This window comes from uncultured Chloroflexus sp., assembly GCF_938091255.1.
GTDB lineage: Bacteria > Chloroflexota > Chloroflexia > Chloroflexales > Chloroflexaceae > Chloroflexus.
This window is the reverse complement of the sequence record NZ_CALLJH010000039.1, coordinates 128125-145155: the sequence shown is the minus strand read 5'-3', so window position 1 is coordinate 145155 and position 17031 is coordinate 128125. Positions and strand designations below refer to the sequence as shown.

The window sequence follows — 17031 nt, the reverse complement described above, 5'->3', positions numbered from 1 at the left end:
GGGATGTGTCAAACTGGTTGCACACGGTACTGATTGGGTTCATTGGCCTTGTGCTGTACTACTATTGCTTGTTCTCCCGCATCCCCGGCTGTGCGCAGGACAACTGTCTGTGAGAATTCGCAGTTGTTGCGCATTGTGTTGTCCACGGCTTTTATCCTCGCACTTGTGGGTATTTGGACGGGGAGGGGAACGTTTTAAAACTTCAGACTCTTTTATCCTCGCACTTGTGGGTATTTGCGATGGCCGGATATTGGCTGGCATCACGCCTGTGCCTTCACCTGCTCCAACGATAACGTGGGAGATTGCGACGGTCGATTGGCCATACCATTTCACCCGCCGGCGTGATCGTACCTTGCGCATCAACCCCGCCGGGCAACCGCATCTCGCTTTTGGTGGCGACGCGCTCTATTACGCCTATGCCGAAGCCGCCGGCTGGCGGATTGAGGTCGTTGATGACAATGCCGGGGTGGGTGAATATGCTGCCCGCGCACTTGATCACGCCAATTAACCGCACATCGGGTACTACGACTGGTTTAACGGCGCGTTGAAATATGCCTATCGCACCGCTAACGGCTGGCAGATCGCAACTGTTGACAACACTACGCACACTGCCAATACCCCGCCCTTGGTCGTACCGGCTATGCGCATATTGCGTACTATGACTGGACGCATAGCGCGCTGAAGTAGGCGCGCTGGGATGGATAACGTTGGCAGATTCGGACTGTCGACCAGCACGATACCGGCATCGCCGTTGCCCTTGCCCTTGACACTAGTGATCGCCCGCACATCAGCTTTTTTTGCCGCAGTGACAGCGACATTACAGCATGCTCTGTAGACAGGAAGCGCGTGGCAGGTGCAAACGGTTGATCGCTACGCCGGACAATTTTTGTCATAAGCCCTCGACCGGTAGGGCCACCCTCATCTTGCCTACTATGACACGGCCAATGCTGTTCTGAAATATGCGTACTGGGATAGATCGTGGTGGATGATCCAAGTCGTTGATGACAGAGACATCACCGGCTGGTATGTGACGCTGGCGTTTGATACGCGCGATCAGCCGCATATTGAATACTACGTCGCGCAATCAAGCCTGCAATATGCCTTCTGGAATGGCGCCGCATGGCAACAACAAACTGTCATCGCTGCCAACAACGCCATCCGTGCCCTCAGTCTTGACCTTGATGCAGATAACTAACCGCAGCTCAGCTTGTTTACCGAATACCGTTGAGATCAGAACGCTCTCTGGTATGCCCGCCCGAGCAATGGCTTCTGGCAGATCGAGCTGGTTGAACAATCCGGTCTGGTTGGCCGCTACGCCTCGCTCGCCCTTGACAGCGCCGAACGGCCGTATCTAGCGTATTACACATCACTAGCGGCAATCTGGCTGACGCTGCGTGGACGGGTGCGTACTGGGTAGTTTAGACTGTCGATCAAGCGCCGCCAAGCGGGCAGTTTGCCCAGCTTGCGCTCGATCGTGCCGATCAGCCGTATATTACCTATTACGATGCGACCAACGCCGATCTCAAGTATGCGCGCCGGCGCGCCAATCGCTGGGAGCAACAACGGGTGGATAGCTACGGTCAAGTGGGCGAGTGTGTCACGTTGGCGCTCGATAGTAACGATTGGCCGCACTTCGCCTACTATGACGCCACGAATGGCGATTTGCACTATGCCCGTTGGAACGGCAATGGCTGGCAAATCGAGACGGTAGTTGCCGAAGGTGATGTGGGCCGGTATGCTTCGCTGGCCCTTGACAGAGCCGGACGGTCACATGTCGCCTACTGTGATGCCACGAATGGCGTGCTTATCTATGCATATCCGAACGGAGCAGTATGGGTACGGCAGGTGGTAGATGCCAACAAATAGGTCGGCATCGATGCCTCAATCGTGCTCGATCGGGCCAATTGCCCGCATATCGGCTACCACGGCGCAATCAACGGCGACCTGAACTATGCGCGTGCGCGCGATGGCATTCTGTTGCCACCCACGAGCCCCCGACCGCGCCGCCGGCCTTACCAGCCCCCGACCGCGCTGTAGGAACGCAGCACGCTGCGCCCCTACGACGACCTTACGACGTGGGCCGCACCAAGGTATATTGGCCATGTTGGTGATCGGCGCGGCCAAAATCAACCACCACATACCCGGCGGCAAAAGCAGCTTCGGCGCAGGCCCGGAAATGGTAACGCCACGCCTGCGCTGCGCTAGGATCGCGTTGCTGCACGGCGCTAAAATCAAGCGGAATGCGCAAACGCGCGACCAGTTCACCAGCAATGACTGGCAGCGCATCGAGTGACGGATTGATCAGAGGAGCTGCCGCTACCTGCTCGGCAGACGGGCGCGCCACCGGTGATTGCACCAACCACCACTCGACCTGAAACCGATCGCTAGGCAACGTACCATCAACCAGCTCTGGCTCCGGCCCATATACATTGCGCAAATAGGTGCGGCAGATCGCGCCCAGTTTGTGGATATTAAGATGGGCATTGCGCGCCAACAGCGGGTCATACGTCCACGTCATCAATTCAAGGTCTTGCGCCAAGGCAAACTCACGCTGCGCCCGCTTGAGCCGCTCGCCAATGCGCGCATCGCGCAGATCGGGCCGTACCGCCGCCATATGCGAGGCATGCTTCAAGCGGCCATCGGCAGTGCGGGCCAAAAAACCAAACACGAAGCCCACCAGTTCGTCGCCTGCAAATGCGCCCAGCACCAACCCACCATTGCGCTGCACCGTTACCAGCAGGTTGAGCGGTACCACAAACTCATCGCCCCACACCAATTGCTGAAGTTGTTCGCAGGCCTGATACTCGGCGTATGTGGCTACTGGCCGGATAGTGATCTGCATGGTGTCCTCAATAATATATGTGATTGATGCCTGAAGAACTACGCCGAATTATAGCAACAACGGGGGAACAGCGGGGCGTGATCGGCGGTCAGGGCGAGGGAGCGGTGCCCAGCTTGACTGTGAGCGCCCGACCGCAGCAATCCCCCTCAGCGAGCTGAATCCGTACTTGTGGGAGCTTGCTTCACCGCGCAGAGCGCGGCTCGCAATGACAGGTGGGGAGCGGGGCGTAATCGGCGGTCAAGGCGAGGGGGCGCAGCCCCAAGTAATCGCTCCTGTTGGCGGTAATAGTCTGTTACAACGGAAATAGCTTCCCCTTCATCGTAAAAACCGTGAACAAACCCTGTTGACAGACACCCCCATTTATCTTGATACTAGAGATACGAGATGGCATACAACAGCTTGACCGCCATACGCTGTAACCGACCAGTAGCCGGCAACCTTTTCGCGTGCCATCGAGAGCTAGAAACCACCTGCGCTCGGAGGTCTACCATTCGTGGTTGCGCCACTCTCTGCGACAACTCTTAGCGGCCTGATCGATGACTTTTTGGCCGAATATACCGCAGCACACCCAGCGCAAGCCGCTGCGAGCGGATTGCCGCCGCCGCCGGTGATCGGCGAACATAGCCCGGTGGCAATCGCGGCGCGGCTGGCCCGTTACCGGGCTTTAGCTGTGGCGTTGCAGCACCTTACGCCCCAAACCGTCGCCGAACAGCTCGACCACGCCTTGTTGAGTTGGCAGCTCGAATGGGCCATCTGGCAACTGAGCACGTTACAACTGCACCGCCGCGATCCCCGTTACTATGCTGGGCTGGCGTTTCTTGACCCGCGCCGGTTAGAGACCAGTGATGAAGCCGAATGTGACGTGCTCTTGGCCGAACTGCGCGCTATTCCCGGCCTGTTGGAAACCGCGCGCGCCAACCTCCGCCGTCCCCTTAGCCGGCTAGCGATCGAAGAGGCGCTGATTGCACTCCAACTCACCGCCGCTACGCTCAATAGCACCCATCTGCCCAACCGCGAGTTGCGGGCTGCTGCGCGTGCAGCGCTCACTGCGCTGGCGGCGTTTAGCCATTTTTTACAGGTAGAACACCTGCCTGCCGCCATTGAGGAAGTGGGTCTTGGCGCCGCCTACTTCAGCGATTGGCTGCGGCTGGCTGAACAGATTAGCCTATCGCCGGAACGGCTGCGCGCCTTGGGTGAAACTGAGCTGCGCCGGCAGCGTGATATCTTGAGTGCGCTCGCACCGTACCGCGACTACCGCCGGCTGCTGCACAAACTGGCCGCCGACCATCCGCCGGCTGAGCAGGTGTTAGCCGAATTGCGTGGCTGGATTGCCCATGCGCGCACCCTGCTCGCTCGCTACGAGCTGGTGAGTCTGATCGACACAACGTTACCACAGGTGACGATCGCGCCGCCGTTTGCCCGCTGGACGGCGCTGAGCCTCATCCCACCGGGGCGGAGCGGGCTAGCGCAAGTGGCCGTCAGCCTGCCTGATCCAACATGGCCAGTTCACGAGCAAGCGGCATGGTTGCGCGCCTTTGGCCGGCCAGCGCTGGCAGTCGCCGCCCTCCACGAAGCCTACCCCGGCCATTACCTGCACCTTGCCTTTATCGCGCGCGCGCCGGGCCGGTTGGCCCGCCACTTCTGGAGTGTGTGCCATCTCGAAGGCTGGGCGCATTATGTCGAACAGATGACAGTAGCTGCTGGCTTTGATGGAGAAGATCTCCGGCTCACAGCGGCGGTGGCTGGCGAGGCCCTCTTGCGCGCCTGCCGGCTGGTCGTGGCGGTGGATCTGCACACCGGCGCGACCGATCTCGCCGCCGCCACCGAGCGATTTCGCGCCGAAGCCGGGCTAGAGCCACCGCTCGCTATGCGCGAAGCGCGCCGGGCAGCGCTCGATCCGGGGGTCATCTGCTATACCGTGGGTCGCTTGGCGATCATGCGACTACGCGAACGGATGCAACAACGCTGGGGCGAACACTTTTCGCTACGCCGCTTTCACGACGCCGTACTGTCATTTGGCGCGCCGCCCTTGCCAGTGCTTAGCCGGCTGCTGGCGGTAACCGATATGCTATAATGCGTTCCTACAATCGCGTTTGGGGGACGGGCGCGCCCGCCGCGCCTGCCGGGGAGCCATGTGTGCCTGCGCGTCCATTTTTAAAGTGGGCTGGCGGTAAAAGCCAACTCTTGCCAGAGCTATCACGGCGGATTCCCGAACGCTTTGGCCGCTATCACGAGCCATTCGTGGGCGGCGGCGCTCTCTTCTTCTACCTCTGGAATCAAGGCCGCTTGCAGCATGGCGCGATCTTGAGCGATGTGAACCCGGAGCTGATCGATTGTTATCGGGCCGTGCGAGATCAGGCCGAAGAGTTGATCGACCTGCTCCAGAGTCTGCGCCCGTATGCGACCGACCGCGACTTCTTCTACGAGATTCGCGGCTGGGATCGCCGGCCCGACTTCGCCCAGCGCTCGCTTGTCGAACGCGCTGCCCGCACCATCTTTCTCAACCGCACGTGCTACAACGGCCTTTACCGCCTCAACAACAAAGGCCAATTCAACGCGCCGTTCGGCTACTACAAAAACCCGCTGATCGTCGATAGCGACAACCTGCGCGAAGTGAGCCGAGCCTTGCGCCACGCCGAACTGCGCGTTGCCGACTTCGCCGCCGTGCTCGACTATGCCCAAGCGAGAGATTTCATCTACTTCGACCCGCCTTACGTCCCCGTCAGCCCCACCGCTTCGTTTACCAGCTACACCCGGCGCGGGTTCGACGAAACCGAGCAGCGCCGGTTAGCCGCCGTCTTCCACCAACTAGCAGCGCGCGGCTGTTACGTGATGCTTTCCAATTCATCGACGACGCTAGCCCATCAATTATATGACAATGCCTATGAGGTGGATGTGGTGCTGGCCAGCCGCAAAATCAACTGTGACGGCAAACGGCGCGGGCTGGTCGAAGAGTTGATCGCGTGTAGCTTTCCCACCGGCATCGTGGCGCGGTACGATCTCGCCAGCGACTGAATGACGCTTGAAGTGTCAAACATTTTGCGGTATCCTTTTGCTGCGCAGCAAGGCATGGGATCAGGGAAAGATCTACCTCATGCACAACTTTTGCACAAGCAAAATATTTGACAGTTCGCCGATTTCTGTGCTACTATTCCCGAAGTTATCACGCACAGATCTCAGTTGCATGGTTGTGTCTAAACGACGAAACAAGCCCACGGCGGGTAGTGGAGAGCTGGCATGAAGTTGCATGAATATCAGGCGCGCGAACTCTTGGCGCGCTACGGCATTCCGGTGACCGGCGGCGGAGTGGCGGTCACGCCAGCCGAGGCGCGCGCCATCGCCGAACAAATTGGCGGGCCGGTGGTGGTGAAAGCGCAAGTGCATGTCGGTGGGCGCGGCAAGGCGGGTGGCGTGAAGTTGGCCCAAACTCCAGCCGAGGCCGAGCAGGTGGCTGGGCAGATTTTGGGCATGAATATCAAAGGGTTGACCGTTGAGAAGGTGCTGGTTGCCGAAGCGGTCAGTTACGAGCGCGAGATCTATCTGTCAGCCATTCTGGATCGCGGCAGCAAGCGGATCACGATGATCGCCTCAGCCGAAGGCGGCGTCGAGATCGAAGAGGTTGCTAAGACGAACCCTGAAGCAATTATCAAGATTTCCGCCCACCCGACGATGGGCTTGCTCGATTTTCAAGCCCGTGAGCTAGCCTTCCGCATCGGGCTGCGCGACGGCAAGCAAGCTCGCCAATTCGCTCAGATCGCCAGTGCGCTGTATCGGGCCTTTGTCGAGAACGACGCTTCGCTGGCCGAGATCAACCCGCTGGTGGTGAAAGCTGACGGCAGCCTGCTTGCGCTCGACTCGAAAGTGCTGCTCGACGAGAGCGCCCTCTTCCGCCACCCCGAACTAGCAGCGCTTCGCGATCCCTCTGCTGAGCCGGAAGCCGAACGGCGCGCGCGCGAGGCCGATATTACGTACATCAAACTCGACGGCAACATCGGCTGTATGGTCAACGGCGCCGGGTTGGCGATGGCGACGATGGATGTGATCAAGCTGTCGGGCGGCGAGCCAGCCAATTTCCTCGATATCGGCGGCGGGGCCGGCAAAGAGAAGGTCAAAGCAGCGTTGCAGATCATCCTCTCTGATCCGAACGTCAAGGCGGTATTGTTCAACATCTTTGGCGGCATCACCCGCGTTGACGAAGTCGCGCGCGGCATCCTTGCTGCTCTCGAAGAGGTGCCCACCGACGTGCCGATGGTGGCACGGCTGGTTGGCACCAATGAAGAAGCTGGACGGGCACTGTTGGCCGGTTCTAAGCTGATCCCAGCGGCCACGTTGGCCGAAGGCGCCCAGAAGGCAGTGGCGGCGGCCCGCGGCGAGTTGTAGGTTAGCCGTCTAGTTCGCGGCGCGCAGCGGCAATGAGCGCCCGTTCACGGCGATCAATCGTCTCACGGGTGAGTTGGTCGAGCCGCCAACGCCACTCGTCAATGATGGCGGCGGCGCGCGCACCCGCTGCCGCCCCCATCTCGGCCAGCCAAGCTCGATCGCGAGCCAGTAGCGCCAGTTGCAACTCGACTTCGGTATAGCGGCAGGCGACAAACGGCAACCGCTCCGCCCGCGCCGGCGGATAATCGGTACCGGCGACGAGTTGCAGCGGTTCACATTTGAACAAACCGGCTAGCAGCGTGATGGTGCGCTCGCCGGGCGTTGACAGCCCCAACTCTATGTGAGAGACTGCTACCCGCGAGATGGCCAGACGCTCAGCCAGATCCTGCTGCGTCCAGCCGAGGTTGGCGCGTAACCGGGCAATTCGTTGACCAATCGGTTCTTCAGTAACGGTCATGGTAACTCTCTTAGCAGACGCGATCCGCCATTCCGTTGTATAGTAGCATTGTCTGAGTCGCCGTGGCACAGAATAGCCGTAGGCGTGTCGCACTGCTCATGTGAGAGGATAACGAACAATGGCTCCGAAACGCGCATTGATCACCGGCATTACCGGGCAAGATGGTAGCTACCTCGCTGAGTTCTTGCTTGCTAAGGGGTATGAGGTGATCGGGATGGTGCGGCGCTCGAGCACCGTCAATTTCGAGCGAATTAAGCATATTCAAGATAAACTGACCCTTGTCAGCGGCGATTTGCTCGATGAGGTGTCGCTAATTCACATTTTGCGCGAGCATCGTCCGCACGAGGTCTACAATCTCGCGGCGCAATCCTTCGTGCAGACCTCGTGGCCGCAGCCGGTCTTTACCGGCGAAACCACCGCGTTGGGCGTTACCCGTTTGCTCGATGCGGTGCGGATCGTGGATCCCGACATCCGGTTTTATCAGGCGTCGAGCAGTGAAATGTTCGGCAAAGTGGTGGAGGTGCCGCAGAAAGAGACAACGCCATTCTACCCGCGCAGTCCCTACGGGGTCGCCAAGGTGTATGGTCACTGGATTACGGTGAACTATCGCGAAAGCTATGGGATGCACACCACTTCGGGCATCCTGTTTAACCACGAGAGTCCGCGGCGCGGGCTTGAGTTTGTCACTCGCAAGATTTCGCACGGCGTGGCGCGGATTAAGCTCGGGCTCGATGAGGAGCTGCGATTGGGCAACCTTGAGGCTCGGCGCGATTGGGGGTTCGCTGGTGATTACGTCGAAGCAATGTGGCTGATGTTACAACAGGATCAACCCGAAGACTATGTAATTGCAACCGGCGAAACGCATTCAGTCCGCGAGTTTTGCGAGTTGGCGTTTGGTTATGTCGGTCTTGACTATCGCGATTATGTGGTGATTGACCAGCGCTTTATGCGTCCAGCCGAAGTGGATCTGCTGATCGGCGATCCTTCCAAAGCTCGCCAGAAACTTGGCTGGCAGCCACGCACCACGTTCCCCGAACTGGTGCAGATGATGGTTGAGGCCGACCTACACTTAGTTAAGGAGCAGATGCGATGAATCAATCCGAGACTCGGCTGATCGAGGAAGGATGGGCGGCATTGGTTGAGCGTCTGGGACTGGCAAACGCGAGTCGCTTCGTGATGTTGCTCGATCGGCGCACCGGCGGCGCACGCCAACACCTTCAGTCGTTGTGGGGCGTGAACCCGTTGCCGGCGCGCCGGCCCCAACCACCGGTTACCAACCAGTCTGACGCCTAATCGCTCGCATCCGGTCTCTATGCGCCGCCCTGCCGATCATTAAGGCAGGGCGGTTTTTGTTTCAGCCACCGTTCCGCCCGCCTCCCGCGCGCCGAAAATCACGCACCAGCAACCGCATGCGCCGTTGCCCGTTCCATTCATCAACGGCTAGTTGATAGGCGAGATCAATCGTTGGGTATCGCTGCAACGCCTCGGCGAAGTGGCCAAAGTGAAAGCCAATCGCCTCGAACATGCTCGTGCCGGCGCGCACCCGCATGCGCAGATGGGCGCCATCGCTGGTCGGCTGGGGGTCAATGGCAGTCACGTTTGGCGCCATCAAGATCGGCTGCGGGTTGCCTTGCCCAAACGGCTCAAGCTGCTGGATGCCGGCGTATAGTTCCCACGATAGCTCGGTCAGCGGTACTACTGCGTCAATCATCAGCCGTGGCACCAGTTGGTCATCGCGCACATATTGCCGGCTTAGAGCGATCAATCGCTGTTCGAGCACCGGAATCTGCGCAGTGGTAATGGTAAAGCCGGCTGCCGCAGCATGGCCGCCGTAGCGCACGAATAGGTCGGCACATTGATCGAAGATATCGATGATACTCAAACCGGGGATCGAGCGAGCCGAACCGCGTGAGGTTTCGCTACCTTGCTCGATCACCACCACCGGCCGGTAGTAGGTCTCGACGATACGAGCCGCGACTAGCCCGATCACACCGGCGTTGAATTCAGGGCTGGCGAGCACAATCAACGGTTGCTTGGCCCGCCCGCTCTGCGCGACCAGCTCTTCGGCTCGCGCCTGTAACTGGCGAGTGAGCGCCTGTCGCTCGCGATTGGTCGCATTCAATTCGGCGGCTAACCCATCGGCAGTTTCCCGATCGCTGGCCAGCAACAACTCGTAGGCGCGGCGAGCTTCAGCGAGCCGGCCGGCGGCATTGAGGCGCGGGGCCAGCGCAAACGCGATTGCGCCGCTATCGATCAACCCCGGCGCTAATCCGGCGGCGGCCATCAGCGCACGCACGCCGGGACGCGTCGTCTCGTTCAGCGCGATGAGGCCGGCCCGCACTAAGACCCGATTCTCGTCGAGCAATGGCCCCATATCGGCCACCGTTCCCAGCGCCACCAGATCGAGCATATCGCGCCCGCGCAAATTGGCCGGACGCTTGCCGTTGCGCGCCAATGCTTGGATGAGCTTGAACGCAATCCCAACACCGACTAACTCTTTAAATGGATACGCGCAATCGGGTTGCTTGGGATTAACGACTGCCAACGCTGGCGGCAGTTCGGTAGGCGGATGGTGGTGGTCGGTGACAATCACGTCGATCCCCAACCGGTTCGCATCGGCCACTTCGGCGTGATTCGAGATGCCGCAATCAACCGTAATCAGCAGGCGCACTCCATCGGCGGCCAACTGGCCGATCGCAACGTTGTTCAAGCCATACCCCTCGCGAGCGCGATGCGGAATGTATGGTCGGATCCGCCCGCCCATTGCGCCAATCGCTTGGGTTACCAACGCGACTGCCGTCACCCCATCAACATCAAAATCGCCATAGACCGTCATCAACTCACCGCGATCGATGGCTGCGGCGATCCGGGCCGCGGCCTCAGCCATACCGCGCATTTGAAATGGATCGTGCAGACCGGCAGCGTAATCGGCGGCGAGAAAGGCGCTGGCCGCGGCGGGATCATGCAAGCCACGCTGGTAAAGCAACGTCGCCAGTAACGGAGGCAGACCAAGACGTTCGCTAACATCGGCAGGCGCTGGCGGGCGGAATTCCCAGCGTTGGCGGCGAGCTGACATACGCATCACTCCTGTCGTGAGCGGCAGAGTGCAGGCGGCAATTATTATACTCCGCTTTCACCCTGCCTGTATGAATGCCGTATTGGCACGGAATGATTGCCGGTTGGTAATATCATCGTGCTATTATGAATACCGCGGCGAATGCTGAATCGTTACGCCCAGATTTCTGTCCAATGAAATCACGCTTCATCAAACTGCTATTTTTAAGTTGGATGTTGATCGGTTGCGCGTCGCCACCATCACCGCTAGTGTCACCGACCCCTGCCCTGCTCCGTATCCTCAATCGAGACACCTATATTGATCCTGCATTACTCGATGCGTTTACTGACGAGACCGGCATTGTCATTGTCTACCACACCTATAGCAACAACGAAGAGCTGTACAACATTCTAACCACCGCCAAAGAACCGTACGATTTAGTGATCGTCAGCGATGTGCTCATCGATCGCCTGCTCCGTGAGCAGCGGCTGGCCGTGCTGAACCGTGGACGAATCCCTAATCTGGCCAATCTTGCTCCGGCATTTAATCGGATTGCAGGCGATCCAGTCAATCGGTTCTGCGTGCCATATCTGTGGGGTGTGCTTGGCTTTGGCTATCGCCAATCAGCCCAGCGCCAATCGATTACCAGTTGGGACGATGTGTTCGATCCGGCTCGCAGTAATCGCGTGGTTATGGTTGACGACGCCCGCTTTGGGATCGGATTAGCATTGATCAAGCTAGGATTTAGCCCAAACACAAGTGATCCGGCCGCCATTGGCGCTGCCCGTGATTGGTTGCGCTCGCACGCCGGGCGCATCGTTCGTTTTGCCGGTAATGATGGGCAAACCTTCTTGGCGAGCAACGAAGCCGATGTTGCGATCGAATGGAGTGGCGATATTCTCCAAATAGCGATCATTGATCCTGACATCCAGTTTGAAGTTCCGGCCGAGGGTGCCATTTTCGCGGCTGATAGTATGTGTGTGCTCGCCAATGCCGCTAACCACGTCGCCGCCGAGCAGTTTATCAATTTTATCTTGACGGCTGAACACGGTGCGGCTTTAGCGAACAAGACCCGCTATATTTCACCGAATCGCGCAGCCTTTGACCGTCTTGATGACGATCTGCGACGCTTGATCCAACGCTATCAAGCTCTTGAACAAGAGGGGCGGTTGTTCCGTTTAGTCGATGTTGACTCGGCGACGTATCAACTCTACCGTGCCGCTTGGGCGGAGGTGCGGCGATGAATGATCCTTCCCCTTCCTTGCGCCGCTGGCTAACTTTCGGTATCGCGAGCGCAATCATGCTTTCGCTGGTGGTGTTAATCGGCGGCTTGTGGATCCAAGCAGCGCTGCACCAACACACCGCCGAGCGCCTTCAGCGTGCAGCACAAGCCCGCGAAGCGGCATTGTCACTCAATATTGCCTTGGTAATGGCGCACCGCCATGATAGTGCTCTCCTCGAACTTGCGTATCGCAACCAACCCATCGAACCGCTCACGGTCGTTGCTTACACTACCACCTTGCAAGAAGTACGCCAAGCGTTTGGCAAGCTTGAGACGCTGAGCACCGAATTCACCTCGCTCACACCATTTGTACAAGAACTGGGACAGATCCTCAATACGTATCAAGTCACCCTTGCGCAGATTACGGCCCAGATCGAACAACGCCGCCGTATCGATGGGATTGAGTATCAGCTTCGTGAAGCGCAGCGCGCCTTGTGGTTAACGCTCGATCAGCACGAGAGCACTTTCCGCGAACGAGGTTTGCGGCTCGCGCTGGAAGAGCAGTCGTATCTGACTACTCGCCGGCAGGAATACATTGATGGGGTGCGCATCCAGATTAATCAATTGCAAACGGCGACTATGGGCTTGCCCGCACCAGAGCGCACCCTCCTCCAACAGCGGTTGACTGCCTATCTCAACACCTTCTTGCAATTGACTACGCTTGATTGGGAACTGCAACAGTATGCCATCACCTTGCGGTATCACACCGATGATATGCTGCGCGCCATTGATGGCATCCAGCAGGCGATAGCGACCGAACAAGATCAGGCGGCTGCGATGCTCAATCTGGCGGACTGGATGAGTTATGGCTTAATCCTCTGGATGATCGGCAGCAGTACCACGATCTTTGTGACGCTCGGCTGGCTCATCAATCGTCATGTCACTCGCCCGTTGACCACATTGACCTACGCGGCCAAACGGGTGGCCAGCGGCTGGCGTGAAACACCGATCCCAATTGTTGGCGCTGACGAGATCGGCGATCTGTCCCGTGCGCTCGCCCGGCTCACCAATGAATTGAATGAAACCATTGCTAAACTTGAAGATCGGGTAGCTCAGCGCACTATCCAATTGCAACGTGCGCTCTCCCAAAATGAGGCCTTGCTTGCTCAAGAACGTCGGCGCAGCCGTAGCGAACAGATTCTGATTGATCTGAGCCTTGCCTTAAGTCATCTGTCTGATGAAGCGGCGATCTGTCAGTGTGTAGTTAATACATTGGCTACCGGCAAAGAACCCGATGATCGCATCGGTATTTACACCCGTGAAGCAGACGGGGCGTTCTGGACTCCGCAAGTCACGCATGGCCACCAACGCGATCCTTTCCTCAAATTAGTCGCGCCCAAGGCTCTCGAAGAGGCGCGTGCCAATCCGTGCTATATCGCCGATCTGAGCGCTTATTCATTTCCGAGTTTACCTGCTCTACAGGGATCGGTGGTGGCAGCGACGATCCACTTGGATCAGCAAGATTACGCTCTGTTGACCCTGTATCGCCCGCAACCCAACGCTTTTACCGACGACGAGATCGCCTATGTAGGCATTGCCGCGCGCTTGGCCGGACAGGCACTGACTCGCGTGCGGTTGGTGGGGTCGTTGCAACAAGCCAAAGAGGCCGCCGAAGCCATTAATCGCGAGCGCAGCGCCTTTCTGGCCCGCCTCGACCATGATGTGCGCAACCCGCTCAACACGATTATTGCGATGGGCGAAATGTTGCGCGAGGCGCTTACCGACCGCCCAGCAGCTTCTGCTGATGCTGGCACGATTGCCCGCGCTGGTCGGCGTTTGCTAGGCCGGCTCAATATTCTGCTCGATAGCGCCAAGATCGAGTCGGGGATGCTGACCTTACAGCCTGAACCGTTCTCGCTCGATACCTTGCTTGATGATGTGCTGAGCGAGATTGAACCGCTGATTCGCCATAACCATAACCGGCTCGAAATTGAGCGACCGTCGAACTTGGGCTTGATCGTCGCTGATCTGAACCGGCTACGCCACGTGTTGATCCATCCGCTGCGTTTTGCTGCCGCCACGACTCGTCATGGCGCTATCACGGTGCAAGTGCAGCGACAAACGGCTGACGCGCAACGAGATGTGCTTGCAGTCACCATCAACGATACCGGCGCAACGTTGAGCGAACGCCACCTCCAAACCCTGCTCACGCCATTCGTGCTACCGCCCGCCGGATCGCGTCGTGCCGATGAAGGGGAAGGGTTAGCGTTAAGTCGCCAATTGTGCGAGTTGATGGGAGGTGTACTGGCAGCCCATCCACGCACGCCGGCCGGCATCAGTTTCACGATTCAAATACCGATCACGTTATCACGTGAGCCTGATGACCCCGTTGCGCAAACCCACTATTGGCCGCAACCCGATATCGTGTTGGTGACAGCCATTGAAGCCCGCGCCCTCCAAAACGCGCTCGAACAAGTGGGCTGGCAGGTGCAGCGGGCAGCGTCATTGGCCGAAGCAATCGCGCACGTGCGCCGGCCGCCATCCGCGTTGCTGATCGATTTCACGCGCGAGCGCGCGCCAGTAGAGGAGATGCTGCTGGCCGCTGGTTGGGATACCGTCCCTGTGATCTGGTTGTGCCATGCTGATAGTGGTGAGTGCACGATGCTTTGCGCGCGGTGGCCGGGTGATGTGGAAGCAGTTATTCGCACCGTGAAGACAGTACTGCCCCGACCACAACAGAACTCAAATGCCATTTTATTGATTGAAGACGATCCACCAACGCGCTTGATGATCCGGCGTGCGTTAGAAAGCGAGGGTTGGCATGTGATTGAAGCTGGCGATGGCGTCACTGGGAAAACGATCTGGCTCAGTGCAAAGCCGGCGCTAGTGATTCTTGATCTGATGCTGCCTGATGGCGATGGTTTGGCCCTCTTGCACCATTTACGCCAAACAATGACGACGCCAGTTGTGGTCGTCACTGCCAAAACGCTCCATCACGACGAGCTGAGTGCGCTCGCCAACATCGGCGCAACTGTGTTGCAAAAGGGTCGCTACCGGCGCAGTGATTTGCTCGCTTTGGTGCGCACGTTGGTGAGATGAGCGTTATCTATGATACGGACGGCATGGATAGCCGGATAGTGGTCAGGGCGGGTTGCAAACCCGCCCTGACTCACGCCACCCGCTACTGAACCTCCTACCGGCGCACAATCAGGCTTTGCCCGGTCATATCGGCAGCCGGCGGCAACCCCAACAGATCCAACAACGTCGGCGCAACATCGGCCAAGCGCCCGCCGCTACGCAGGCTCACCGCATCTTTGCCGTAACCGGGGCCGCCGATCAAGAAACAAGGCGCGGGGTTGGTCGTATGGGCAGTGTGCGGGCCACCCGTCTCCGGATCAATCATCTGCTCGGCGTTGCCGTGATCGGCAATCACCAATGCCACCCCGCCGCGGGCCAAAATCGCCGGCACCACCTTCGCCAACCCGGCATCGACCGCTTCGCAAGCCTTGATCACGGCGGGAATACTGCCGGTATGACCAACCATATCCGGGTTCGCATAGTTGACCACAATGAAATCGTACTGGTCGCTCTCGATCGCCTGCAAGAGCGCCTCGGTCACTTCCGGCGCGCTCATCTCCGGCTTGAGATCATACGTAGCGACTTTCGGCGAGGGAATGAGCTGGCGATCTTCACCGGGGAACGGCTCTTCACGCCCGCCGTTGAGGAAGAAGGTGACGTGTGGGTACTTCTCGGTTTCAGCGATGTGGAATTGGCGCATACCGGCTTGGCTAATCACTGCCGCCAGCGGGCTAGTGACGTAGCGTGGCGGGAAGGCGATCAATACCGGCAAACCCTCTTCGTATTGGGTCATCGTCACGAAGCACAGATCGCGCAACTGGCGATCACGCTGCCAAATCTGCGGCGGCAGCGGCTGGCCCTCAGCTTTTTGCCGCTCGTAATGCTGGCGAATGCGCTCGTTCAACTCCGGATCGACGAAAGCACGGGTCAACTGGCGGCCCCGGTCGGGGCGGAAGTTGGTGAAGATTACTGCATCGCCGTCGCGCACAGTGGCGATCGGTGCGCCATTAGCATCGACGATGACCGTCGGCAAAACAAACTCATCGCTAACATCCTTTGCATACGAGGCTTCAATCGCAGCCCGCGCCGAGGGTGCTTTCTCGCCGACGCCATCGACTAACGCCGCATACGCCTTACCGGTGCGCTCCCAGCGCTTATCGCGATCCATCGCGTAGTAGCGCCCCGACACCGTCGCGATCACGCCGGTGCCGAGCCGGGCAATCACGCCTTCGAGTGTATCGAGAAAGCCAAGCGCGCTGCGCGGCAACACATCGCGCCCGTCGAGGAAGAGATGCAGGTAGACACGGTGCAGTTGGTGGCGATGGGCTAATTCAAGCAAGGCATGCAGGTGATCCTCGTGGGCATGGACGCCGCCGGGGCCGAAGAGGCCCATCAGGTGCAGGGCCGAGTCACGTTGTTTGACGTGCTCAATCGCCTGCAATAGGGCCGGATTGGTAAAGAAATCGCCGTCGGCAATCGCTTTACTGATGCGGGTCAGCTCTTGATAGACAACGAAGCCGGCGCCGATATTGAGATGGCCGACTTCCGAGTTGCCAATCTGGCCTGCCGGCAAGCCGACATCCAGCCCAGATGCACCCAAGGTCGTGAAGGGGCAAGTCGCCATCCACTCATCAACATGCGGCGTATCGGCCAGATCAGCCGCATTGCCGGGGCCGGGAGGGGCGACGCCCCAGCCATCCATAATAATTAACACCACCGGACGGGGACTGGTCATACGGTTTTGCTCCTTATCCAAGCCCAAAGGCTACTTGCGCGATTCGCCATGCCGCCAGCAGGCCAAGCAGCGCCGCACCTAAGAGCGGAACAATAGTTAAGAGGATGCTCCAAATACGTTCGCCCACGGGAGGATTGGTACTCACAAAGCCGCGCACGAGTTCGCGCTGCACCGCCTGCCAACCACCCCAGAGGGTAGCGATCGCTAACGCTGCAAAGACCAGCGCCGCACCCAACGCAATCAATGAACCAAGCAGCGCCAT

General features: G+C 58.9%; 17 protein-coding genes. 10 read left to right on the top strand and 7 right to left on the bottom strand.

Annotated elements, in window-relative coordinates:
- Positions 1-268: 268 nt before the first annotated feature.
- The gene (locus Q1A00_RS13970; RefSeq protein ID WP_299645007.1) at positions 269-508 is read left to right on the top strand and encodes a hypothetical protein; all 240 of its coding nucleotides are present in this window, start codon (positions 269-271) and stop codon (positions 506-508) included.
- Between the two features lie 47 nt (positions 509-555).
- Here Q1A00_RS13970 and Q1A00_RS13965 read toward each other — a convergent pair whose 3' ends face one another.
- Positions 556-786 (bottom strand): hypothetical protein, encoded by a 231-nt coding sequence (locus Q1A00_RS13965; protein WP_299757401.1) that lies wholly within the window; start codon positions 784-786, stop codon positions 556-558.
- 199 nt (positions 787-985) lie between these two features.
- Between Q1A00_RS13965 and Q1A00_RS13960 the strand changes: the two genes are divergently transcribed.
- Positions 986-1195, top strand: a complete 210-nt coding sequence (locus Q1A00_RS13960) for a hypothetical protein (RefSeq protein WP_298401520.1) — start codon at positions 986-988, stop codon at positions 1193-1195.
- A 164-nt stretch (positions 1196-1359) separates the two neighbouring features.
- On the opposite strand, the gene Q1A00_RS13955 is transcribed toward Q1A00_RS13960, so the two are convergent.
- Complete coding sequence (locus Q1A00_RS13955; protein WP_298482218.1) at positions 1360-1668, bottom strand: hypothetical protein; 309 nt, start codon at positions 1666-1668, stop codon at positions 1360-1362.
- Here Q1A00_RS13955 and Q1A00_RS13950 point away from each other — a divergent pair.
- The gene (locus Q1A00_RS13950) at positions 1663-1866 is read left to right on the top strand and encodes a hypothetical protein (RefSeq protein WP_299645005.1); all 204 of its coding nucleotides are present in this window, start codon (positions 1663-1665) and stop codon (positions 1864-1866) included. The two genes, Q1A00_RS13955 and Q1A00_RS13950, sit on opposite strands and share 6 nt — an antisense overlap.
- A 202-nt stretch (positions 1867-2068) precedes the next feature.
- Here Q1A00_RS13950 and Q1A00_RS13945 read toward each other — a convergent pair whose 3' ends face one another.
- Positions 2069-2842 carry a hypothetical protein gene (locus Q1A00_RS13945; RefSeq protein WP_298401529.1) on the bottom strand — a complete coding sequence of 258 codons (774 nt, stop codon included), beginning with the start codon at positions 2840-2842 and terminating at the stop codon, positions 2069-2071.
- A gap of 493 nt (positions 2843-3335) precedes the next feature.
- Between Q1A00_RS13945 and Q1A00_RS13940 the strand changes: the two genes are divergently transcribed.
- From Q1A00_RS13940 to sucC, 3 genes are all read left to right on the top strand, one after another.
- A complete protein-coding gene (locus tag Q1A00_RS13940) occupies positions 3336-4916 on the top strand; it encodes a DUF885 domain-containing protein (protein ID WP_298401532.1) in 1581 nt (526 codons plus the stop codon).
- 62 nt (positions 4917-4978) lie between these two features.
- Positions 4979-5857 (top strand): DNA adenine methylase, encoded by an 879-nt coding sequence (locus tag Q1A00_RS13935; RefSeq protein ID WP_298401535.1) that lies wholly within the window; start codon positions 4979-4981, stop codon positions 5855-5857.
- Between the two features lie 222 nt (positions 5858-6079).
- Positions 6080-7222 carry an ADP-forming succinate--CoA ligase subunit beta gene (gene sucC, locus Q1A00_RS13930; protein WP_298401538.1) on the top strand — a complete coding sequence of 381 codons (1143 nt, stop codon included), beginning with the start codon at positions 6080-6082 and terminating at the stop codon, positions 7220-7222.
- A gap of 1 nt (position 7223) precedes the next feature.
- Here the strand turns inward: sucC and Q1A00_RS13925 are convergent, their stop codons facing one another.
- Positions 7224-7679 carry a helix-turn-helix transcriptional regulator gene (locus tag Q1A00_RS13925; RefSeq protein ID WP_298401541.1) on the bottom strand — a complete coding sequence of 152 codons (456 nt, stop codon included), beginning with the start codon at positions 7677-7679 and terminating at the stop codon, positions 7224-7226.
- A 118-nt stretch (positions 7680-7797) separates the two neighbouring features.
- On the opposite strand from Q1A00_RS13925, the gene gmd reads away from it, so the two are divergent.
- Together gmd and Q1A00_RS13915 are read left to right on the top strand one after the other, a co-directional pair.
- Positions 7798-8772, top strand: a complete 975-nt coding sequence (gene gmd, locus Q1A00_RS13920) for a GDP-mannose 4,6-dehydratase (RefSeq protein WP_298401543.1) — start codon at positions 7798-7800, stop codon at positions 8770-8772.
- Positions 8769-8972, top strand: a complete 204-nt coding sequence (locus tag Q1A00_RS13915; RefSeq protein ID WP_066786510.1) for a hypothetical protein — start codon at positions 8769-8771, stop codon at positions 8970-8972. Before gmd ends, Q1A00_RS13915 begins: the two co-directional genes overlap by 4 nt.
- A 61-nt stretch (positions 8973-9033) precedes the next feature.
- Here Q1A00_RS13915 and recJ read toward each other — a convergent pair whose 3' ends face one another.
- Complete coding sequence (gene recJ / locus Q1A00_RS13910; protein ID WP_298401551.1) at positions 9034-10755, bottom strand: single-stranded-DNA-specific exonuclease RecJ; 1722 nt, start codon at positions 10753-10755, stop codon at positions 9034-9036.
- A gap of 173 nt (positions 10756-10928) precedes the next feature.
- On the opposite strand from recJ, the gene Q1A00_RS13905 reads away from it, so the two are divergent.
- Together Q1A00_RS13905 and Q1A00_RS13900 are read left to right on the top strand one after the other, a co-directional pair.
- Positions 10929-11978, top strand: coding sequence for a spermidine/putrescine ABC transporter substrate-binding protein (locus Q1A00_RS13905; protein ID WP_298401555.1), 1050 nt, complete (start codon positions 10929-10931; stop codon positions 11976-11978).
- Complete coding sequence (locus tag Q1A00_RS13900; protein WP_298401558.1) at positions 11975-15055, top strand: response regulator; 3081 nt, start codon at positions 11975-11977, stop codon at positions 15053-15055. The genes Q1A00_RS13905 and Q1A00_RS13900 overlap by 4 nt, the downstream gene beginning before the upstream one ends.
- 94 nt (positions 15056-15149) lie before the next feature.
- Here the strand turns inward: Q1A00_RS13900 and gpmI are convergent, their stop codons facing one another.
- The gene (gene gpmI / locus Q1A00_RS13895) at positions 15150-16769 is read right to left on the bottom strand and encodes a 2,3-bisphosphoglycerate-independent phosphoglycerate mutase (RefSeq protein ID WP_298401561.1); all 1620 of its coding nucleotides are present in this window, start codon (positions 16767-16769) and stop codon (positions 15150-15152) included.
- Between the two features lie 13 nt (positions 16770-16782).
- Complete coding sequence (locus tag Q1A00_RS13890) at positions 16783-17031, bottom strand: hypothetical protein (RefSeq protein WP_298401564.1); 249 nt, start codon at positions 17029-17031, stop codon at positions 16783-16785.